This window comes from Flammeovirga kamogawensis (assembly GCF_018736065.1).
GTDB classification, from domain to species: Bacteria; Bacteroidota; Bacteroidia; order Cytophagales; family Flammeovirgaceae; genus Flammeovirga; species Flammeovirga kamogawensis.
Genome location: NZ_CP076129.1, coordinates 1,171,119 through 1,195,668, shown reverse-complemented (window position 1 = coordinate 1,195,668; position 24,550 = coordinate 1,171,119). Strand labels below are relative to the sequence as shown.

Below are 24,550 nucleotides of genomic sequence, written 5' to 3'. Positions count from 1 at the left end.
CTACAAAACTCACACTTTAATCATAAACTATGGTAGAGAAATGATTCTTACCAAGGTGAGAATAGTTCTATATAGAATTGATCAATTTTTAAAAAACCATCATAATAGTATTAAAATCAATGTTTTTGTTTGATTTCCGAACATAGAACGTTTTTCAAACTATCACGAACAATTCCTACTACTAATGTCTTATCTACACTTTATAGTTTTGTAACACTATTAAAGAAAATCACATTAAGAAAATTTTAACCGTTTTAATTTCAAATGATATGAAAAAACACTACTTTAAAGAATGAAGCTATAGTACTACTTTGAGATTTAATTGTATAAATCTACTAACACTGGCAACGCTATCTAACGAATTTTTTGAAAATTTAAGCCAGTTTCTGTTCAAATATGAGATCACAAATAATAATCTTATCAAAAGGTTGTTATTGTAAAATAACACTTATATAATGAAGTATAAAAAAATACTCTTTATTCTGTTACTACTATCTTTTTCTATCAACCAATTAATTGCACAAAACGAAGTAGAATATACTGTCCAAGGTGTAATTAAAGATGAAACAGGAATAACTCTACCAGGAGTTAATGTATATAACAGAGATACTAAAAGCGGTGTAAAAACGGACTACAACGGTAAGTTCAGCATCAAGCTTAACGGAAATGCCACTTTGGTATTTTCATATATTGGAATGAAAACGAAAAGAATTGACATAGACCCTTTTGATACATCGCTAAGAAATTTAGATGTAGTGTTAAAAGAAGACATGGAAATGCTAGACGAAATTGTTGTTGTTGGTTACGGTAGTCAAAATGCCAGTGACTTAACAGGTTCAGTTGCTCAATTAAAAGAATCGGACGATGTAGTTCGTCAGTATAATAGTGTAGACGAAGTTTTAGAAGGCCGAATGGCTGGGGTTCAAGTTTCTAGTAATGCTGGTCAGCCTGGATCTGGAATTAGTGTAAAAATACGTGGTACAAACTCTTTAAGAGGTAACAACGAGCCACTATATATTGTAGATGGTATTGTTATCAGTTCTGCTGGTGAAGATACAAATAGTGCATTCTCTGATGGTAACGAAGACCAAGGTATTCAAAATGGTTTAGCGGGTATTAACCCAAGAGATATAGAATCTATCGAAGTACTTAAGGATGCATCTGCAACGGCCATTTATGGTTCTAGAGGTGCAAACGGTGTAGTACTTATTACCACTAAAAAAGGAGCTAAAGGAAAAAGTAAAATCAGTGCGTTTGTAAATACAGACGTTTCTACAATTAGTAAGAAAATTGATGTTTTAGATGCTCCTAACTTTGCTCAAATGGTTAACGAGGTATCTATGTTAAAAGGGTTTGTTCCTAAGTATCATTTAGAAAATGGACAAATTCATACAATTAATGGAGATGGTTCTATCGATCCTACAGCATTACAACAAGTTAATTGGCAAGATGAAATCTATCAACCGGGTATTAGTACAACTGCTGGTTTATCTGCAACTGGTGGATCGGATAAAACAAAATATTATATCTCTGGTGGGTTTAACGACTTAAACGGTATCGTTCAAAACTCGAACATGAAAACGGGTGATATGCGTATTAACTTACAGTCTAACATCTCGGATAAATTAAAAGTGGATACGCGTATGTCTATGTATTACTCTCAAGGGCAGTTTGCACAGAGTGGTTCTAAAGGAGGTAGTAGTCGTTCTTTCACGAAGTCTGTGATTAACTTCCAACCATTAGTTATTCCAGATGCAGATGTTTCTGAAATCGGATTATCAAATCCTTACTCTTTTATCAACGATTACGAAGATCTTTCTCAAGAATTTAAATTATTCGCCTCTTTTAATGCTACTTACTCTTTTAACAAGCACTTTAAGTACCAAGTAAGAGCTGGTGGTAATTATAGAACAAAAAGCCGTTCTATTTGGTACGGTAGCACTACTCAAAAAGGAAGTCAAACTAACGGAGCTTTAGGTATTTCTGGTATCGATAGATATTCTTATGTTGTTGATAACTTATTAATGTTTAACAAGAAGTTTGGTAAGAAACATAGAATTGATGCTGTTGTAGGTTTTGTAATGGATGGTGTTACTTCTACTCAATCAAATAGTGAGTCTGAAAACTTCCCTGTTCATACTTTAAAAGCAAGAGCACCACAGCTAGGACAAACAATTGTACGTCCTTATTCAGAAATGACAAGTCAAGAATTATTACTATCTGGTTTAGGGCGTTTTACATATAGTTACGATAACAAGTATACGTTTACAGCAACAATGAGAGCAGACGGTTCTTCTAAATTTAAAGAAGAGAATCAGTTTGGTTACTTCCCATCTTTAGCTGCAGCGTGGCATATTTCTGAAGAGAATTTCTTAAAGCATTCAGAAACTATTTCTAATTTAAAAGTTAGAGCATCTTGGGGTATGACGGGTAACCAAGCAATTAGCCCGTACCAAACATACAATAACTATGGCGTAGTTTATTATACTGATTACAATAACAATACAATTATTGGTGCTGGACCAAATAACTTGGGGAATGAGTTCCTAAAATGGGAAACGACAACGCAAGCCAATGTAGGTATTGATTACGGTTTATTTAACGGTAAACTATACGGATCTGTAGATGTATATCATAAAACAACAGACGATCTTTTACAACAAATTCAGATACCAAATTCATCAGGTTTCCAAAGTTACTTAACAAACAGAGGTTCAATAGAGAATAATGGTATTGATTTAATGTTAGAAGGTGTACTTTACGCCAAAAAAGATTGGAATATCACACTAGGTGGTAATATCTCTTTTGTTAGGTCTGAAGTAACACATTTAGGGATTCCAGATAGCCCAGTTTACATTAATGGGGTTGAACAAGATGCTTCTTATTACTTAGGTAGTAACGTATCTTCTGGTACATACTTTAAACAACCTGCAAACATCTTTATGGTCGGTCAGCCAGTAGGTATTTTCTGGGGATATAAAACTAACGGAATTTATCAAACAGGTGAAGAAGCAGCGAACGGTCCTAATGTAAATGGTAATGCTCCATCTGCTGGTGACATTGCTTTTGTTGATCAAAACGGTGACGGTAATATCGATGCAAGTGATTTAACAAAAGTAGGTGATCCTAACCCATTGTTTACCTTCGGGTTCAATGCAAAAGTCACTTACAAAAACTTAACTGTAAGTGCATTATTTACGGGATCTTATGGTAACGACATTGTAAATGGTAACTTATTGATTGAATCAGATGCTTACCAAAACAACAAAAATGTTAGACCAGATGCCTACTACAATGCTTGGCGACCAGGTGTTACAGACGCATCTGCTCCTCGCTTAGATCATCCTAACCAAACATTATTTACAGATCGAATTGTTGAAGACGGTAGCTATCTAAGATTAGCTAACCTTACAATTGGATACGATGTCCCTCTTAAATCGAATAGCATTGAAAGGCTTAATGTATTCTTTGCTGGTAGAAACCTATTCACACTTACAAACTACTCTGGGTACGATCCAGAAGTAACTTCTTTTATGGGTGATGGTACAATTATGGGTGTAGACTGGAACTCGTTCCCGAATGCGACATCGTTATCTCTTGGCGTTAACTTAACATTCTAATTTGATTATTATGAAAAATAGATTCATCATATTCTTATCCATCGTTCTTTTCTCGGCAACAAGCTGTTTAAAAGAAGATCCTCCATTTTTGAGTGATGAGAACTTATTCACTACAGATGAGGGTGTAAAGGTTGCCGTAAATGGTATTTATTCTGCAATTGCTGGTTTTAACTATTATAGTTCTGACTTTATTCAATTAGTGGATTACCATTCTGGAATGTTTAACTCAGGTAGAGCACAAGACCAAACAGGTGTGGCTGCATTAAATACATTGCCTAACGGTACTTTTGTAGAAAATGTATGGAAAGCTTCTTACCAAACAATAAACCGTTCTAATGAAACTATTATTGGGGTACAGAACTTTCAGGAAAACCCTTCTGATGTTACTTTAAACGAAGTTGGACAAGCATACTTTTTAAGAGCAGTAATTTACTTTAACCTAGTACGTCTATTTGGTGAAGTGCCTATTAGAACTGAAAAGCTGAATATAGAAACAATCAATGCTCCTAAAGCTGCACTAGACAGTGTCTACCAATTGATTATTAGCGATCTAAAGATGGCAGAAGAGAACCTTTACGAAAAAGGAGTACAAACAATTGGGCGCCCTGCCAAACAAGCGGCAAATATGTTACTTGCTCAAGTATACATGACAATGGCAGGCAATGACGCTGGTTCTGAGTATTGGGCAATGGCTAAAGAAGAAGCAATGAAAGTGTACGGTCAGTATCAATTGGTTGCTGATTATACTACGCTTTGGGAAAATGGTTCACGTAACAATACTACAGAGGCTATTTTTGAAATTCAATACAACCAAGCAAATAGTGGTAACATTATCAGGTTACATACACCTAGTAATGCTTTTGTTGGACAATCTTGGGGTAGAGTTTTGGTTAATCCAGAAGTGATTGATTACCATATGAATCAATACCCTAACGATCCTCGTTTTGAAGCTACAATGATGTACAATTACATAAAATACAATAGTGATGGTACAGAAAATGGGGAGCAAAAAATCTACCCTTTAGTAAGTAGAAGAAGCAAAGCTAATTCTTTTCCTTTTGTTGGAAAATATTGGATTTGGGATCCTAAAACACCTACTCCATATTCAGATGCCAACTTTGTAATTATGCGTTACTCTGAATTGTTATTAATGCTTGCTGAAATTACAAATGAAATTGATGGCCCTGGTGCAGCAGAACAATATGTAAATGAAGTGGTTACCCGTGCTAGAAACTCTACAGGAGGCGACGGTAGTGTACCTGCAAATTGGTCTGGTTTTTCTCAAGATGAATTTAGAATGAGAATTATGAGAGAGTACCAATACGAATTACTTGGTGAAGGTGGAGAATGGTTTAGAAACAGACGTAGAGGTCTTGATTACTTTAAGAATGAAGTAGTAAATATCCATAACGAACGTATTAAACTAGATGGAAACGAAGGTGTAGATGTACATTATGATGATGCTGAAAAAGCAATGTTACAACCAATTCCGCTTAGTGAGATCAACACTAACCTAATGATCACTGTAGACGATCAAAACCCTGGATATTAATCATATATAGCTATCCAATAGTATGAAAAAATTAATTTTAAGCATAATCATATTCTCAGCAGCATGGTCGTTAGGCCATGCTCAAGAGAAGAAAAATGTACTTTTTATTGCAATAGATGATCTTAAACCTACTATTGGTAGCTTTGGTGATGACTTTGCAATTACACCTAACATAGACCGTTTGGCTGACGAAGGAACTGTGTTCTTAAATAATCATTGCCAGCAGGCTGTTTGTGGCCCATCAAGAGCAAGTTTATTAACGGGTTTACGTCCTGATGTTGTTCGTGTGTGGGATTTAAAAACAAAAATCAGAAGTCAGCGTCCAAACGTAGTGATGCTTCCTCAATATTTTAAGGAAAACGGTTATACAACGTATGGTGTAGGTAAAATCTTTGATCCTAGATCAGTAGATAAACAACAAGATGAAGTAAGTTGGACAGCATATACTTTACCAAATCAACTAAAATATCCTGAAGGATACCGTGAACCATCTTTATCGTATTACCAAGACCCTGCTAATAGAGCTCGTATTAAGGAATTAAGGAAAGAAGCTATTGAGAAGGGAATCAAAAAGAATAAAATCAATAAGTGGATTCAAACACAATTTAAACCTGCCTACGAAAAAGCAGATGTGCCAGATGAAGCGTATATTGATGGTGCTATTACTGAACAAGGTATTCAATACATCAAAGACCTAGAAAATAGTGATAAACCTTTCTTTCTTGCAGTAGGTTATAAACGTCCGCATTTACCATTTGCAGCTCCTTCTAAATATTGGGAGATGTATCAAGAAAAAGAAGTGCCTTTAGCTCAATTTCAACAAAAAGTGGTTGGTGGTTACGATAAAGCTTATCACAATTCTAGTGAGTTGAAAGGCTACAAAACAGAAGGTATTGATATTAGTGAACAAGATGGTTTAGCAGTTGTATCAGAAGATGGACAACGTAAATTAATTCATGGTTATTATGCAGCAACTTCTTATGTAGATGCTTTGGTTGGTCGTTTATTAACTCAACTAAAAGAAAGTAACTTAGATAAGAATACAATTATAATTCTTTGGGGAGACCATGGATGGCATTTAGGTGACCATCGTTTATGGAACAAGCATTCAAATTTTGAACAAGCTACACGCTCACCAATGGTAATTGTAGATCCTTCTCAAAAAACTGTTAGAAGAGTTGAAAGTGTTACAGAATTTGTAGATATCTACCCTACCCTTACAGATTTGGCGGGTATTGCAACACCAACATCACTTTCAGGAACAAGTTTAAGACCTTTGTTGGACGGTTCTGAAAAAGTAATAAAAAAATACGCTGTAACTCAGATTGCTAGAGGACAAATAAATGGTTATTCTTTAAAATCTGAAAACCTTAGATATACGGTATGGTACAACAATGCTCCTCGTAAAAAGGCTTCTCTATCAGATTCTAAAAGGATGGCAGAAGAGCTTTATGATTATACTGAAGACCCTCTTGAAACTCGAAATTTAGCAAATGATAAAGCATACAAACAACAGTTAGAGATGATGCGTGCTTTGTTCCTAGATTTCTTCACAAATGATAGAAATTATAAAGAATTTTCTATAGGAAAAGCTGAATCAAATTCAGATAACTGGTTGGAAGAAGCGAATGCTCGTATCGAGAAAAATAGAAAGGGTGAAGTACTTTTAACTGTACTCGATAAGAAAGGGAAACCTTTTGAAGGAGAAGTGAAAATTCAGCAAACTAGTCATCAATTTCGTTTTGGCGGTATTATTAACTCTAGCTTGTTTGCTGGCGAAAAAGCACAAATTTATAAAGATGCTTTTGTCCCAATGTTTGAGCATACAGGTTTTGAAAATGCTTTTAAAATTAAACATAAAAGACTTTTTGATAAATACGGCAAAGATATTACTACTTGGTTAACAAAAGAGGATATCTCTTTAAGAGGGCATGCACTTGTATGGGAAAAGAAGAAAAACATGACAAAAGACTTGCAAAAAGAACTTACTGTAAAAGATACAACAAAGGTTATTGCAGGTTTAGAAGCTTACACTAAATATGGCTTACAAGATTATGATGCAATTGAATGGGACGTACTTAATGAGCCTAGAGAGTGCCATGATGTACAAGATATTACAACACAAAATTCTTGGGCACACTGGTTTTTCTATGCAGATAAAGTAAGAAAAGACCCTTCGGTTAAATTTTACTTGAATGAAAATAAAGTGATTTCTTCACCATATAAAACAGCAGAGAGAAATATCAAATTTCATAAAAATGTAATTGATGGGATTCTAGCTGAAGGTGCACCATTAGAAGCACTTGGTTTTCAATCTAGAATGAAACAACACATTCACCCTGCCGACTTGTATGATCGTTTAAACACATTTGCTGCATACGGCTTACCAATGTTAGGTACTGAATTTGAAATTGTAGATTCTGGATATCAGAAATTTACAGAACAAGATAGAAAAGACATTACAAAAGAAGTGATGACCATCTATTACAGTCACCCTCAAGTTGAAGGCTTATATGTTTGGACACCTTTTGGTAAAGATCGTAAAGCATTCTTTGATTTAGACGGCAATCCAAGAGCAGAAGCTAAAGTTTGGAAAGCACAACTTGACGAATGGACCACTTCATTATCGACTAAATCAGATAGTAAAGGTAATGTAAAATTTAGAGGCCATAAAGGTACTTATACTGCTGAAATTACTCAAAAAGGAAAAACATACATCCAATATTTTGAGGTACTTGAGGCATCAAATGATATTAAACTAAAGTTGACTGAACTTATCAACTAAAAAGATATTTGAAATGAAACAGTTACTATACACAGCATTTATCGGACTTCTTGTTACCATAGCAGGTTGTCAAAAAAATGACCCTATTAACACAGTAGGTTCAGAATATATGGATTCTTTGAGTTATGCATCTAACATTTTCTATCCTTTAGAAACTATGGATTCTGATGCCCCTCAATATGACAATAAATTTGGAGTACATTTCCATTTAGATAATTTCTATAGTGATGACCCTGCAGATTCTACTTTATACGAAAACGCTTCGATAGATAAAGAAACAGGGGTTATTTCTATAATAGATGCCTCACGTTTAGATTTAGATAAAGCATATTATGCAGATGTTGCTGCATTTACCGTAAGTGGTAAAAGGCTCTTTTCTAAAGTATGGACAATGGGTGTTACTAATGTAGAAGGTGAACTTTTCTATTCTTACCCTGCTCCTAGTTACGAACGTAATTTTGAAGGTGAAGTAGCACACTTAGACAGTACAGGTTTTGCTGAAAATGTAGAAATGGGTACTTTCCAATTACTAGAAGCTCCAAGAGGTTTTGAAATTGATGAAGAAAACGGTCATATCTTAAAAACAGGATATGTAGAAGTAGGTAAATATCCTTTAACTGTACAAGCAAATACTACAGCAGGTAGTACCATTAAAAAAGATATTGTAATGGTAAACATTTACGGTGCTCCTGTATTGACTTACCAACCTAGTTTCTTTAAAATTCAAGGAAATTACGATATTACTGCTACACCAACTGAATTAGATTTCTTAGATGGTGCTGTTTTCAGTATTAAAGATAATAGTGGTTTATCGGGCATATCAATAGATCAAAATGCGGTAATTACACTTCCAGAAAACCATAATAATGCAATTGGTGAATATACAGTTACAGTAATTGCAGTAGTAGATAACCAATCATTCGAATTTGAAGAAGCAATTAAAATAGAAATTGTAGAAAAGATCTCACCGGAGATCACATTTGCAGAGAATAAGGTAACTCTATCTCCTTGGACTCCTTACACTTTAACTCCTGAGTTATTCTCACTTCCAAGAAATACGTCAGTAGCATTAGAAACTGTATTACCTACGGGAATGACTTTTGATGCAACAAGTGGTATAATTTCGATAGCTGAAGATCAAGAGTTTGCGGATGCAACATATGCCATTACTATGGTAGCTACAACTCCAGAAGGAGATGTGCGATTAGAAAATCTTGTACAAGTTGTGATCGAGAAAGTAGAAGAAATTGTTTACCAAAATAACTTTGAAGGTACTGTATGGGACGATGCAATTATTCGCCAAACAGTTCTTCTTCAAGGTGGTGATCCATCTAGTGTGCCAAGACTTGGAATGAATGCAGATTTCAACTATTCTAGACTTCAGTTGAATAGAGATAAAGATGCTGATAAAAACTTTGTAGACTATGAAAGAATTGCATACAATAGTATTTCTTTAGATATCTATAACGTTAAAGAAGCAATTGTTGGATTTAAGAATGGAATCAACAAAAATCTTGATGAAACACAAAATTACTTATCACTTAATTACAGTAATAATTACGATGGTGCTACTCCTCACTCAGCAACATGGGTAAAAGATACTAATGCAGTAATTTGCAAAACAGAATGTTCGGTTAACGCTGATAATCCAAATAAAAATTGGTTTAATGATCCTTCTCAATTTTCTGTTTCGGAAACATCAATTCCTGCAGAATTTATTCAAGGTAATAAATTAAACATCTCTTGGAATTTCCATAAAAACCAAATTACTGATGAAAAAGCTAGAACAGGGCATTCTTTTGCATTAGCTGATATTGTAATCAAAACATATCGTAAATATGACGCAATCATTGAGTAATTGATAGATTAAAGCTATATTTGGAAGGAAGGGTAATTCAAGTTACTCTTCCTTTTTTTGAAATACTTCATTACTAACATTCTCTATTAACAGCACTAAATTAATAATATCAGCTATATGAAATTGAAAGCTTTACACTTTATAGTAGTACTACAAATAATTTCTATTTCTGCTTGGGCACAATGGAATGAGACTTTCCAATTTGATAACTTTAATGTCCAAAATGGATTATTGAGTCATATTGTTCATGATATTGAAACTGACCATAGAGATTTTACATGGGTACTTACACCTAACGGTATTCAGCGTTTTGATGGAACTACTTTTAAAACCTATAATGTAGTAACAAACGACAAAGAAGAAATCCATTATTATAAAAATAATTCTGGGATTTTTATTGATAGCAAAAAGGATATCTGGCTACATAATCAATTTGGTGCTTTTAAATACGATAGCCTTTTAGATGAATTCAAACAGTTTAAAATCAAGAACTTTGCAAATAAAAAGGCTGTTACCAGTATTCTAGAAAAAAATGGAAAGTACTATTTCTTTTCATGGCAAATGCTTGTGATATGGAACCCCGAAACTGACTCATCAAAAAAAATATTTATAAAAAAGAGAATTACATCTACTTGTGATTACGGAAGTCAGGGGATTCTAATTGCTAGCCCTAATGGTTTACAGCTAATTAAAAATGATGAACTTGTAGATTTTCAACTTTATGGTAATAACCTAAGAGGAGCAGGTATTACTTGTTTATTTAAAAGTTCTGATAATACAATTTGGATAGGAACATATAATAAGGGAATCTACCAGATTAAAAACAATGCTATACAGCATATAAAAAACAATATTGATTATAAAATTAGTGAGCTAAAGATCTTTAAAAATAAAGTTGTAGCAGGTACTGATGGTTACGGAATGCTTGTTTTTGATCTAGATGGCCATGAAGCGGACAATTCTAGCTTTAAATTACTCCACGGTTTACCTATTAATAAAATTGATATAGACCAGTACCAAAGGTTATGGATTTCCTCTTTTGGAAGAGGGCTATTTTTACACAATCCTTATAAACCTTATCTTAGAAAAATTAATATTGATCCAGAGCCTAACGTACATGCTCAAAGTGGATTTACTTCTTTTACAGATAGTAAGAAAAGACTTTGGTTAGGAACAGATAAAGGAATAGTAATTCGTGATAAAAATGGCAAGAAGAAGTTTCTAAAACCCAATCATTTTATCAAAAAATTTAAGCGAAACGAGAGCTTTGTCATTAATAATATTCAAGAAGATAGACAAGGTAATTTTTGGGTGTCTAGTTATGGATTCGGCTTATTTTATATAAATGGAAACAACTTTGCGATAGAGAAAACAATTAAGTCTTTTACAGCTGATGGAAGTAAATACAGTAGTAAATTTATTATTCAGACTCAGCTTTACGGTAGCAAAATGTGGTTTAAACTGGTAAAAGGCTTAGCCTTTGAAATGGATTTAAGCAATAATTCTTTTACCATGCTACCTATTAATAGTGTATCTAACATACTATACAATAGTAAAAGCGCTACACTTTATGTTTCTAACCACGATGGTATATTTGCTATAAACAGAAAAGAAAAAAAGCTAATTATTCCACTAAAAAACAGATCTGTTACGTCTATTGTTCCTATAGATGAAAGGTACTATTTAATTGGTACAGAATCGAATGGTTTATTTAGAATGGATACGGAAAATAAAACACTTGATAAACTTAATATTAAAGAGGGAAAAAGGTTGCCTAATCATGTTACCCAAATATTAAACACTGGGTTTAAAGAGTTTATTGTGATGGGAGATAACTCAATTATTAGTTTTACCTACGATCATAAATCAAATACTCCATCTGAAACACAAGAAATTGTAAAACAAATTGAGGCACATCAAGGTGCTTCTTCTAGATATAAATACTCTTTAATAATTGGTTCTTATGATGGTTTTTATCAGTTTCCATTAAACTTTAAAGAAGACTTAAAAAAGAAACATCATATTTTCTTTAACGAATTAGAAATTGATGGTAAAAAAGTTTCTCCTATTAATAGCGAGACGCTTACAAATACTATTGAACACGCCACAGAAATTACTTTAAACCATCCTGATAAAAGTTTCAAATTAGAAATTACCTCTACAGAGTACGACGATGATAACCTTTTATATAGTTGGAAATTAGATGGTTTTGACAATAATTTTAATAGAAGAAGTAATACAAAAGAAATTAGTTATCAGAATTTACCTTATGGTACATACGACTTAAAAATTAAGCTTTATTCTGGTAGAAAAATTAAAGAGTTGTCTTCTAGATCATTGATTATTAGTGTAAAACCTCCTTTCTGGAAAACTACTTGGGCGTATTTATTCTACCTTATTGGTGCAATAATTCTACTATATTTGGTATATCAATGGTACCATGATAACGTTCAGCAAAAGCACCTAAAAGCAAGGAATGCAATGTTTGCTGAAATTGCCCATGAACTAAGAACGCCACTTACACTTATGCAAGGGCCTCTTCAAAAATTAGAAGAAGATACAGACCTAGATGCATCTGCCACGCGTTTAATGAGCATGGTTAGAAGTAACTTAACACGTCTAAATAAGAGAATTACTCAACTTTTAGACTATGAAAGAGTTAATGAAATAAATGAACAATTACACATCAAAACATTTGATCTATTAGACCTAACTAAGGTACTGATTAGAGATTTTGAACCACTAATCCAAAAGAAAGGGATTACAATAGCAATTACTACAAAAGAAGAAAAATTAATTGTAACGTTAGATTTTGATAAAGTAGAGAAAATAATTTATAACCTTATCTCTAATGCTATCAAATACTCTAAAGAAAAGGATACGATTACGATTACTTTAGAAAAAGAAGCTAACTCCCTTAAATTCAACATTCAAGACCACGGAATTGGTATTCCTAAAGGAAATCAGAAACACATTTTTAAGCGCTTTTATAGAGCAGAAAATGTAATGAAAAATCATAAAGTTGGTAGTGGAATTGGTCTTGTTTTATCGTATAAATACACGGCTATGATGAGTGGTAAACTTCATTTTGAAAGTGAAGAAAACCAGCAAACAACCTTCTTTTTAGAACTTCCTCTAAAAGTAAATGGTATTTTAAGTGATACTGTACCAAGTGAAATTTCGCATTATGGCGAAGAGTTTTCTGAGAAAGACAAAGAAAAGTACGATTACAGAATTGCAGTGGCAGAAGACAATGCAGAATTAAGAGCATTCATCAAAACTTCGTTATCAGATAGCTTTACTATTGAGGTTTACGAAAACGGTAAAGAGTGCTATGAGGCATTACTCGAACATGATTTTGATCTCGTATTAAGTGATGTAATGATGCCAATTATGAATGGCTACGAACTCTGCGATAAAATCAAAGGAAATATAGAGACTTCCCACCTACCAATTATCTTATTAACTGCTTTAAATGCATCAATGTATAAAGCAGAAGGTTATATGCATGGCGCTGATCATTACGTAATTAAACCTTTCGATATCCGTATGTTAAAATACAGGATTATCAGTTTAATTGAGAACAGAAAATCTTTAAGTAGCTTCTATCAGAATAAAATTCAAAAAGGAATTGTAATAGAAAAAATTCATGCAAAAACGGATTCTATAGACAATAAATTCTTGTTAGATATTGATGAACTTATTGATACTAATTTGATGAACCCGAATTATAACGTGATGGAAATCTGTAAGGATATTGGTATGAGTAGACCTGTGTTATACCGAAAGTTAAAGGCACTTACTAAGTTATCGCCAAAAGAATATATTCAGCACAAACGCCTAAATCACGCTAAAAAATTATTGATAGAATCTACTGAAAGTATCAGTACAATTGCATATGAAAGTGGCTATTCTGACCCCAAATATTTTAGTACTGTATTTAAAAAACAGTTTGGAATGTCACCTAGTGAGTTCCTAAAACAAGGGGAAAAACAAAGTACATAAAAGGGCTTTGTTACCGGTTGAAAAGTCTTTTCATGTTAAAAATGGATTTTTTAAGGAATTTATTTACGTTTATTATCGATGATGCAAAAAAAAAGTTAATTTTGTAGTTGCTCTTATATACTACATTTTTTACTAAGTAATGCAGACTATAAAAAATTATTCTTTACTACTCCTTTTATTGTTTTTTAGTTTTCTAGTATTTGCAAAAGATCAGAAACCTACATGGATAAATTATGCAGAAAGAAATGCAACTTACCCTAGAGATAAGTTTCTTGTTGGTTGGCAGGTAAAAGAAAATGTACCCAAAGAAGGGGTGCAAGAAGCAAGAAAAGAGCTTACACAATTGGCTAAAGTTGAACTTGCCGAGGGTGTATATGTTAAGATCGAAAGTGTAAGTAAAATGGATATTGGTAATGCTTCGGGAGCCTCTTTCGAAAACTTTAAGCAAAACAGTACTTCATTTTCTAAAGTCAATATTAATGGAGTACAACAAAAACACTATTACGACGAGAAAAATCTTACGCTATATGTTTTAGTTTATGCCAACATTGCAGAAGTCATTAAGGTTAATCAAACAAAACTTACTGCACTTACTAGTAAACTTTCATCATCGTTAAATCAAGCAAAAAATAATAATGCAACTGGTAATACTATGCTCGCAAAAAAAGAGCTAAACAGATTATTACCTATCATTAGAGAAATAGAAGAAATTTATACCGTTTCTATCACTTTAGGACAGGCTATTAGTATTGACTACGAAGATTTTTTAGCAAAAGAAACTGAGGTATCTACACTTCTAAATACATTAAACAATAGAAATATTAATACAGTTTCAGAACTTTCAGCTGATATTTCTATGACTTTAAGTGATCAACTTCAATTATCTCAACAGCCTGTTAACTTAGAGTGCTTTACCTTTGAAGACACAAAAATGGGTAGTCGTTTTTCTAGAGAATTGTTTCAAAGGTTATCACTTGATTTAGGGAAAGAAAATAAATTCGTAGTTAAGAATACAAGAGGTATTAGCCCTTCAAAATATACAATTACTGGTACTGTTTGGGAAAAGAAAGATCACCTCTCAATCATCTCCATATTAAGAGAAAATGAAAGTGGAAGTGTAATTGGCAGTTCAGAAAGTCAAATTTTAAAATCTACACTTTCAGAGAGCGACTATAAACCTCAAAACCTTTCGCAAGCAGTATCAACACAGCAACAATTCCTTTCTAACACTGTAGAAAACTCTGGTTTAAGTATGGATGTACTTACAAATAAGGGGAACACAAGCACACTGTTTACACAAGGAGAGAGAATGTCGTTGTATGTAAAAGCAAACAGACCTTGTTTTGTACGTTTTATTTACCATATGGCAGATGGTACAAAAATATTACTTCAAGACAATTATAAGATATCTCCAGATCAAGTAAATAAAATGATAAAAGTAAGTCAAGAGTTTGAATGCTCTGCTCCATTTGGGGTAGAAACATTACAAGCATTTGCACGTACCGATATCCCTTTTGAACCACTTAATGTTGTGCAGTACGATAGAATGTCAATCATTCAAGATGATTTACAGACAATTAATGCTAAGAATAGAAACTTAAGTCAAACTCAATCGGAAGATTCACAAAAAGAAATTGCTTTTTCGGAGAAACGTGTTGTAATAACAACATTACCAGCTCAGTAAATACTACAGATAAATAAACTCAACAAAGTTACAATTCTATTTTTTATGAATACCTGTGCGATGAATAAGAGTATGATTAAGAAAAAGAACAACAAACATCTACTACTCGTTAAAAGTACTATCGTTTTTTGTTTTTTATTCTTTACATGCCAATCACTTCTACTAGCTCAACGAGAGTATAAAAAATTACCAGACAATGTAAGTTCTAGTAGTTTTAGAGAATACGCTCCTACCCTAAATGCTGAAGGAAATATCATGATTTTTCAAGCAAATATGGGAGAAAATAACCGTTGGGGAATTTATGAAACAACAACACCTGATAATGGTGTTACATGGACTGACCCAGTATCTTTAGATAGCATCAATAATTATGGTGAAGCGAATGACTTAATTGGTGGTCCTTCGATTTCTTATGATGGTAACACACTTTATTATTTTGCCTCGTTTAAAGAGAGTTTAGGTTCAGAAGATATTTTCTATTCAACTCGTATTGGTGATAAATGGAGTTCTCCTAAAAATATTGGAGCTCCTATTAATACAGCACTTTATGAAGGTTTCCCAAGTGTTAGTGCAGATGGGCAAAGTATGTATTTTATTTGTTTCGATACTGTAAGTACAAACTCTTTAGGTAGTAGTTGTTTTAGTATTAAAGTAGCTAAGAAAGATGAAAAAGGAAATTGGGGAGAACCTGTATTATTACCTGCTCCTATTAATTTAGGTTGTGAAAAGGCCCCTAGAATCTTATCAGATGGGCGTTCTTTAATATTCTCTTCTATTCGTGCAGGAGGTAAAGGAAAATACGATTTATGGATGTCTAAATTAGGTTTTAATGGAGAATGGTCTGAACCTGTAAACTTAGATTTTGTAAATACTGAAAGAGACGATTTATATGCTTCTATTTCTGCATCTGGAGAAACACTCTATTTCCTAAATGATGGAGAGGTTGACCCTAAGGTTTTAAAGAAATACCCAAATATGAAAGGGCAGGAAGATATATTTACTGCTTTTATACCAGAACATTTCAGGCTATATAAAAACGTAACTTTCCAAGGTAAGGTATTTAATACCGATGATAACTCACCTGTATCTGCAACTATTAGTGTAAGGGATAGATCTACAACAGAAAAACTATTTGATTTACCCGTTGCCGAAGATGGTAAGTATGCTTTAGTATTAACAGAAGGAATTGACTACGAAGCGAGCGTAAATGCAGAAGGCTATTCTAATATTATCTTCTCGGAAGATTTAACGGAACTAGAAGAATACAAACAAATTAATAAAGATATTGGACTTTTTGACCGTACTGATTTAGAGTTAGAAATTTATGATGCGGATTTAATGGAATTAATCAATGCCGATATACAAATCAAAAGTTTAACTACTCAAGAAATTATTACTGATATTGAAATTATTGAAAAAGAGAATGTAAAACACCTCATGTTGCCAATTGGTGATAAATATGAGCTAACAATCTCAAAAAATAACTTTAAGCCATCTGTTTTTAATTTTGATTTAAGCTCATTTGTACTTTATCAAAAGTTCCAAAAATCTATTGAATTAGCCCCAAATAAAGTAGAATTAGAGTTTAACATTGCCGATGCCGCAACACAAGAAGGATTAGAAGCAATGATTTTCTTATACAACACAGAAACAGACGAACGTATTGCCATTCCTGCAGAAATGGGGGCCGATGGTAAATATAAAGTTGAAGTTAGAGATGGTGCAAATTATCAAGTTGAAGTACGTAGTCCTAGAGGGTATTCTTTCTTCTCTTCTAAACTAAAAGCGGGTAAAAAGAAAAACTTTGATGTTGCACTTACCGAGTTAAAGCCAAATACGAAGCTACCATTAAAAGACATTCTATTTGAATCTAATTCTTCAGAAATTATAGAAAGTTCTTACAAAGAATTAAAGCGTTTGGTTAAGCTAATGAAGGATAACCCAAACATTGTTGTTGAACTTGCCGCACATACTGATGATGTAGGGGCTGAAAATTATAATCAGAAACTATCTGAAAGTAGAGCACAAACTGTAGCCATGTATGTTATGCAATTCAATATTCCTAGAGCAAGACTTGCCCCTAGAGGATATGGAGAATCTCAACCATCAACTACAAATGATACGGAAGAGAATAAGGCCAAAAATAGAAGAGTAGAATTAATGGTTCTTTCTATCAACAACTAATAAAGACAGCAAACATTATGAAATCATTATCCTTAAATAAATATATTTCTTTGCTCCTAATTGGTGTATTTGGTGTTGTTTTATCAGTTACAGCCCAAACAGAAAAGGTAGAAGAAGATGAGGTAACAAAAGCCGAGAGATTAAAGTATGAAGACATTGATTACAAGAAATACTTCCCATTAATCAAACCCTCTTTTGATACTAGAATTGAAGATCCAATATTACAGGATTTAAAAAAAATTAGACAATATCAACCTTTCGAGGTAAGTCCTATATTTCAAATTAGTGAATATTACTTCCAAAGAATTGACGAGTTTGACGTTTTAAGAGAATATCACGCAATACATTCTACTTGTGATTCTGCATTGCAATATATTAATGAGTTTCAGGCTCGTTTAGACGAAAAAGAAGTAAAAAAGAAAGGTAAGCGTTATTACATGGAATTTCTTAAATTCCCTGCCAATGCTGAAACAATAGACGAAAAAGTTTCTTTACTCCATATTAATAAGGAATTAGAAAGACGTAAAGAAGTTTTAGCACTTCAAAAATCTGAAGTAGATAGTATTTACATGAACTTCAAGGCTTCTATTAATGAATACTTAATTGCAAACGAGATTTTTAGAGATGTTTGTGGTACATATTCTACTATTAAAGATTTGTATATAATGGCAGAAAATGATAGCCTTTTCCCAAAATTGGCTACCATGAAAATGCACTATGAAAAGTCTTTAGAATATTTTGCACTCTATAAAGCAGCAGCAACTATCCACCCTTTTGAAGGATACACGCAAGAATACACAATTAAACCAATTGAGAATTATAGAATTCATGGCTTAACAAGAACCTCTTTCCTAACAATGGAAATTGACTTATGGGATTATGCGAAATGGCATGATGATGTTCTTGCATATTACCAAGCTGAAATTGTAAACATGAGGTTGTTAGTAGATAGTTACGATACAGAATTAGATAAAATAATTCAGCAAAAACAAGCTACTTCTTCCCCTTCAGAAGATCGATTCTATTTAGATTCTCGTAAAATTGGTAAAATAAAAAAATACGATCCGAGTGCTTATCCAGTAGAGATATTCAAATATAAAGAACAGAAAGTCAATCTATTAAACCAAATTGCTTATTCTAATATACAATTTAATGGTAATAAGGTCGATTTAAAATACATTCGATCTCAGGCTGAAGTGTGGACAGAGAGTTTAAAAGCAAGTAAAGCATTAAATAACATTCATACATCTTCTGCTGATATTGGCTACATTAAGCATGCAAATTTTTATAAAATGAAATACAACGATAACTTACCGTCGTATATCACTTATGAAAAACAATTTATTGCAGATCAAACGGTACAATCAGAAAAGCTTTTAAAAGAGCTTGTTGTTACTTATTTCTCTAAAGTACCTGTAGAAAAGGCAGAGTTTATTCCTTACAAAAAAGATTCAATTTCTGTTACTCCAGTTTCTGATAAAAATTTATTCGGTAAACGTAAATACACCACTATGTATGTACGCCCTAATAAAAACAATCACAAACTCTTAATTGGTACTATTAATAACGAAAAAGAATTTGGTGTTTTTGTTGCCGACCTAGATTCTACTCAAAAAATTACTTGGGTAAAAGCATTTAATTATAATAGAAAAGAATATCAAGGTATTCCTACCATAGATATTCCATCAATCAGGATTAAAAGTGGAATGTTACATGTCTTAATGGCCGTTCAAGGTATTAAAACAGAAGCAGTAGATATGTCGTTAAGCTCTAAGGTTGGTGTGGTTAATTTATCTTCTGGAGAAGTTATTCATGAGCAACCATTAAGTACAGCTCGTTACCCAAGAGCATTCAACTTTTTACAAGAGCAAAAAAGTTATTTAATTGCTTATAAAGGGAAATCTAAAAATAATCTTCAACATTATGATACTTTATCTATTCAAAATGTAAGAATGGATGGAGAGTTAATATGGAATTCTGAGTTTATGATGAAAGGTATGATAAACGATATAATCGGCATGCCAAGTAGTTACATTCTTGTTGCTAACGTAAATAAACTTGCTACACTAGATGGTAAAGCAACTTTAACAGCAACGTCAGAAACTTTTGGTCAGTTTAATACAGCACTATTAAAATTAGATGCGTTTGGAAAGCCTTTAGATGCTACTATACTTAAATCTACCTCACCATACGAAGCCACATTTGCACTAACTGATTTTGATAATACTATAAATATTATTGGTGTAAAAGGTGCTTACGACCCTAACGCAGACTTTAGTAATAGAGATATTATTTTGGTAACACTGAAAGCAAATAATTTAAAAGTTGTAGAAAAGAATATCCAATAATTAAGATGAAATATAAAGTAATTTTAAACTGTTTCCTTTTCTTGTTATTTCCGTTTCTTACACAAGCACAAAGTGTAGAAGAAATCTGGGAAAAACACATGAAAAATGCACGTGATTGGTACGAAATAGATGAGTTCCAAAATGCATTACAAGATTTCATTAAAGCTAAAGAAACATTACCTACTGATTCTGTAGCATATTTAGAAGGAGCACTATCTGCTGCTTATGCCAATAATAACGACTCTTTTGAACAATTAAAAGAAGAGTTTACATCGGTATTTAAATACACATCCCCTGCTTTTAATGAGTACTCAGAAATTATGTTTATGAGTGCTGTAACTAATGCAGAAGGAGAAGAATTGGTAAAATTATTGAAAATTGGCGTTAATCAATATCCAAATAATAGCGATGCTTATGCCGGTCCTTTATTAGCTACTTATTTTGAGAATAATCAAATTGAAGAAGCTCAAAAATTACTAGAAAGAATAGTGCCTACAAGTGAAAATCCAGAATTTGCTTATACACTTGGCGTGATCTATCAGAATACAGGTGCTATTGAAAAAGCAATTGATAATTATGAAATCGCTACTACTTTAGACATAAATCATCTTGATGCTAATTATAACTTGGGTACTGTTTTTTACAACCAAGCTGTTGCAGAAATCAATAAGATTAATGAACTATCTCTAGAAGATTTTGAAAAATCTAGTCTTGCTTATAATATGAAAGCTACCGAGCTTTTAAAAATGGCAAAACCATATATAGATAAGGCTGCTTCTGGAGATAAAAATGCCACAGATGCATTTGAATTCTTACAAACAACGTTGGTTTTAATAGACCACATGGACAATGTAAGAGAAACATTAGCAATAACCTCTACAGAAAGATTAATTCCGCCAACTACAGGTTTTGCCCAAGAAAGTATTACAATTTCTGAAAGTACTCCTGCTTCTACACAACCTATTCCTACGCCTACTGTTGCTCCATCAGCACCAAGTACTCCTGTTGCTGTTGTACCAAAACCAGCAAATGTTCCGTCTGCACCTGCAGAATTAATGATGTCTGATTTGGCTTTTGAATATGAAGGAGGTGTGACAACTTTATCAAAAGGGGGTTCTGGGAAAATAAAATTAAGAGTTGATAATTGGGGTAAAGGAGCTGCTGTAAAACCTATAGTAAAGTTATTACCAACAATGTCTGTTCCTGGTTTATCATTTGATAGAGCAGTAGAAATAAAAGATTTAGGACCAGGTGAAGGTGTTCAGGTTGAAATTTCTGTGCACTACGAAAAACCTAATGCAGTATCTAGAGGGTTTAAAACAATTAAAGCTCCTCAGAATAAGTTTAGAGTAATGATTCAAGATTCTCTGAATAACCGATCAGATATGCAAGAGTTTGTATTGAACTTAGACCAATCTGAATCTACTGCTTCTACTCCTGCAGTTGCTGTAAAAACAGTACAACAGGGTAAAAACTACTTATTGTTAATTGCATGTAACGATTATCAACAATGGACTCCATTAGTAAATGCAGTAAACGATGCAAAAAAAATTAAAGACGTTTTAACCACTTACTACCACTACGATAAAGAGAATGTTTTTGAGATTTATAACGGTGATGTTACTAAATCAAATATTTCGAAGATGGTAAGGGAGATCAATACTAAAATTGGTGAAGAAGATAAACTTCTAATCTATTATTCAGGTCATGGTTATTACGACGATTTCACACAAGAAGGTTATTGGGTACCAGCAAGTGCTGCAATGTCTCAAGATGATATGTCTTCTTATTTATCGAACACCACAATTCTGAATTACATTAAAGGATTAAATACTAAACATACGCTTTTAATAGCAGATGCGTGTTTCTCTGGTTCTTTATTTGCCACAAAATCAAGAGGTATGATGTACGCAGAACGCGTAGAAAACTTTAAATCGAGATGGGGATTATCATCTGGTGGTTTAACAGAAGTATCTGATGGTAATGCAGGAGAACATAGTCCATTCAATCATTATTTGACAAAATACCTAGTAAACAATACGATAGAAAAACTGACAATTTCAAGTATCGCATTATATGTAAGGCAAACAGTAATGAGTAATACAATGCAAGAACCACAAGGTAAACCATTACGAAATGTTGGTCATGAAGGCGGAGAATATATCTTTCATTTAAAGGCAAGCCCTACTATTGAAGAAGGGAAGTAAATTTACATACTCAATAAAAAAAAATCCCCTTTTAGATAGTTAATATCTAAAAGGGGATTTTGCAATTTTTAACAACTATAAATTAACCTAAATACTCATCAAAATGTCATATATGTAACACAGACCTTTACTAAATAATGAAAACATTAATAATATTTCTAGTCTTAATTCCTTTTTCGATCTTCGCACAGACCGTAACTCCTGTTAAAAGGAATGATTTTTCATTTTTGAAAAACGAAATCTCGAATGATACAAAGTTTGTTTTTTTAGGAGAAGCAAATCATAGATATAAGAAAATTTTCGATACACAGATAGATATTATTAAATACTTAGTCGATTCTATGGGATATAATATGGTTACCTTTGAAAGTAGTTATTATAACCTTGAAAAAGCTAATGAAAATATTGAAAAAGGAGCTTCTAAATCAGCAGAGTATAAAAGCAATATTTTTCCTATATGGACACAACATTCTAATTTCGATACTTTAGTTAATTTCCTTGATGATAGAGATATTAAAATAAGAGGTTTTGATAACCAATTTACAAATCGAAATTTAAGGCCACATATTTCAGGTGACTTTAATAAATATCATGATCAAATACAGAATTATGAATTGTGGGAAGAAGCAGTAATTCAAGTTGGAGAAACATATATTCCAAAAAAGGGAGTTACTTATTCTGATTTACACTCTATTCATCAAAAACTGTTTGAGGTAATTAATAAAGATCAAAAAATTGATATAAAAAGACGTGATTTTTTAATAGCTACTTTATCAAATATTAATAGCTTAATTGAAGATTATTATCGAGATCATATTGATACCTTAACGAATGATACTTTTAAAGCTTACAATAGTAACACAAGAGACTCTTTAATGGCAGAGAACCTTGAAAGGTTAAGCAACAATTACCCTAATAAAAAAATAATCTGTATTGGTGCAAATGGTCATTTTGCAAAAGATACAAAATTTATGGATCCCTCTGAATCCAAAAAATATAAACCAATGGGGGAAAGAATTACTGAAAAATATGGAGATAAGTCTGTATTTATTTTAGCAATTACTGGATTTGATGACATGTATACAATAACTCCTTCAATTGAAAAATCTTTCCACAAAAAAAACTTTAAATATGGCTATAAATCCTTGAATGAAAAATCAAACTTTAGTAGCTATGCATATGATTTAAATACGAATATAACATTCGATTGGAGTAATGTATTTGATGGTTTATTTTTAATCCACAATATTAGTGACTATACCAATGTCACCTTTGCTGACCAAAACACAAAACAAGGAATCCCCTACCTCCATATATTAAATGATAAGAATAAATTAATTGGTGTTTGCGATATTAATGGTGAGTATAATTTCTTGAATAGTAAAAAAGAAATAATCACACTTAGTGGCATTGGCTATGAACCAAAAACGATTGATACCTCAAGCCTTAATGATACTCTATTTTTAAATGAAAATAGTCGTATTCTAGGTGAAGTTGAAATTTATTCTAAAGGCATCAGTGCAAAAAAAATAATGAAGAATGTTCGTAAAAACATCTCTAAAAATTATAATCAAGAAGGGTTTGTCCTAGCAGCTGAAAATGAATTAATAAATGAAACAGACAATAAAATACTAAAAAGGAGACTGTACGATGAAATTGATCCTAATGGTTATTCAGATTTAAATTATGTTACTAGATTAATGTTCAAAGTTGATGAATGGAGGTATATTAAAAATGATACATCCATTACATGTGTAGCAGAACAAGAACTTGATAGTTTAAGGTATTCAAATTTTATAATTGGAACTGGATCTCAAAATTTAAAAGATATAATTGATGTTAGACATCATAATTTTTTAAACTCAAAACATAACTATCAATTTATACTACAAGAAAACGAGTATATAAATAAAAAATTACATTATGTAGTTTATTTTAAAGCCGAAAACCCTGGTTACAAAAACACAGGAGGAGATGATTTTATTGATATAAAAAATTATTCAGGAAAATTATATGTCAATGCCTCAAATTATGCTATTACTAAAGCTGTTATAAATACTATTTACAACCCTCGTAACGATATAAATATCATGACTGATAATTTTCACGAGTTAAATTTAAAAAACAAACAGTTTTCACACGAAACATTTTACTATAAGAAAACCAATGGTTTTTATTATTTATCTAAGCATGAGGTTCATTCAAATTTAGGGAAAAATATAGTATCAAAAACAACATATAAATTAACTGATAAGCCCCCAAAGCCTTTTAAATAAAACATTAATAACTAACTTTTTAATGCATTAA

Annotated in this window: 10 protein-coding genes; all 10 read left to right on the top strand. The window is 32.4% G+C overall.

The annotated features are described in order from the left end of the window. Nucleotides 1–455 precede the first annotated feature (455 nt). The 10 genes from KM029_RS23065 to KM029_RS23020 all read left to right on the top strand — a co-directional run bounded on the left by KM029_RS23065 (nucleotide 456) and on the right by KM029_RS23020 (nucleotide 24,519). Nucleotides 456–3,620 (top strand): SusC/RagA family TonB-linked outer membrane protein, encoded by a 3,165-nt coding sequence (locus KM029_RS23065; protein WP_144076163.1) that lies wholly within the window; start codon nucleotides 456–458, stop codon nucleotides 3,618–3,620. A gap of 10 nt (nucleotides 3,621–3,630) precedes the next feature. Then, nucleotides 3,631–5,172: a RagB/SusD family nutrient uptake outer membrane protein gene (locus KM029_RS23060; RefSeq protein ID WP_144076162.1), complete on the top strand. Its 1,542-nt coding sequence runs from the start codon at nucleotides 3,631–3,633 to the stop codon at nucleotides 5,170–5,172. A gap of 22 nt (nucleotides 5,173–5,194) precedes the next feature. Further along, complete coding sequence (locus KM029_RS23055; protein WP_144076161.1) at nucleotides 5,195–7,957, top strand: sulfatase-like hydrolase/transferase; 2,763 nt, start codon at nucleotides 5,195–5,197, stop codon at nucleotides 7,955–7,957. 13 nt (nucleotides 7,958–7,970) lie between these two features. Then, a complete protein-coding gene (locus KM029_RS23050) occupies nucleotides 7,971–9,815 on the top strand; it encodes a COG1470 family protein (RefSeq protein ID WP_144076160.1) in 1,845 nt (614 codons plus the stop codon). Nucleotides 9,816–9,932: 117 nt separating this feature from the next. After that, complete coding sequence (locus KM029_RS23045) at nucleotides 9,933–13,820, top strand: hybrid sensor histidine kinase/response regulator transcription factor (protein WP_144076159.1); 3,888 nt, start codon at nucleotides 9,933–9,935, stop codon at nucleotides 13,818–13,820. A gap of 139 nt (nucleotides 13,821–13,959) precedes the next feature. After that, nucleotides 13,960–15,504 (top strand): DUF4384 domain-containing protein, encoded by a 1,545-nt coding sequence (locus KM029_RS23040; RefSeq protein ID WP_144076158.1) that lies wholly within the window; start codon nucleotides 13,960–13,962, stop codon nucleotides 15,502–15,504. 60 nt (nucleotides 15,505–15,564) lie between these two features. Next, nucleotides 15,565–17,688 (top strand): OmpA family protein, encoded by a 2,124-nt coding sequence (locus KM029_RS23035; protein ID WP_158631193.1) that lies wholly within the window; start codon nucleotides 15,565–15,567, stop codon nucleotides 17,686–17,688. Between the two features lie 17 nt (nucleotides 17,689–17,705). Next, nucleotides 17,706–20,036, top strand: coding sequence for a hypothetical protein (locus tag KM029_RS23030; RefSeq protein ID WP_144076156.1), 2,331 nt, complete (start codon nucleotides 17,706–17,708; stop codon nucleotides 20,034–20,036). A gap of 5 nt (nucleotides 20,037–20,041) precedes the next feature. Next, nucleotides 20,042–22,243 carry a caspase family protein gene (locus tag KM029_RS23025; protein WP_144076155.1) on the top strand — a complete coding sequence of 734 codons (2,202 nt, stop codon included), beginning with the start codon at nucleotides 20,042–20,044 and terminating at the stop codon, nucleotides 22,241–22,243. A 137-nt stretch (nucleotides 22,244–22,380) separates the two neighbouring features. Continuing rightward, entirely contained in the window at nucleotides 22,381–24,519 is a 2,139-nt protein-coding gene (locus KM029_RS23020; RefSeq protein ID WP_144076154.1) for an erythromycin esterase family protein, read from the top strand. Nucleotides 24,520–24,550: the final 31 nt, after the last annotated feature.

Bases quoted from the DNA above. Each gene is read 5' to 3' on its own strand.
- KM029_RS23040 (WP_144076158.1), top strand. From the start codon at position 13,960: ATGCAGACTATAAAAAATTATTCTTTACTACTCCTTTTATTGTTTTTT.
- KM029_RS23060 (WP_144076162.1), top strand. From the start codon at position 3,631: ATGAAAAATAGATTCATCATATTCTTATCCATCGTTCTTTTCTCGGCA.
- KM029_RS23045 (WP_144076159.1), top strand. From the start codon at position 9,933: ATGAAATTGAAAGCTTTACACTTTATAGTAGTACTACAAATAATTTCT.
- KM029_RS23030 (WP_144076156.1), top strand. From the start codon at position 17,706: ATGAAATCATTATCCTTAAATAAATATATTTCTTTGCTCCTAATTGGT.
- KM029_RS23055 (WP_144076161.1), top strand. From the start codon at position 5,195: ATGAAAAAATTAATTTTAAGCATAATCATATTCTCAGCAGCATGGTCG.
- KM029_RS23025 (WP_144076155.1), top strand. From the start codon at position 20,042: ATGAAATATAAAGTAATTTTAAACTGTTTCCTTTTCTTGTTATTTCCG.
- KM029_RS23020 (WP_144076154.1), top strand. From the start codon at position 22,381: ATGAAAACATTAATAATATTTCTAGTCTTAATTCCTTTTTCGATCTTC.
- KM029_RS23035 (WP_158631193.1), top strand. From the start codon at position 15,565: ATGAATAAGAGTATGATTAAGAAAAAGAACAACAAACATCTACTACTC.
- KM029_RS23050 (WP_144076160.1), top strand. From the start codon at position 7,971: ATGAAACAGTTACTATACACAGCATTTATCGGACTTCTTGTTACCATA.
- KM029_RS23065 (WP_144076163.1), top strand. From the start codon at position 456: ATGAAGTATAAAAAAATACTCTTTATTCTGTTACTACTATCTTTTTCT.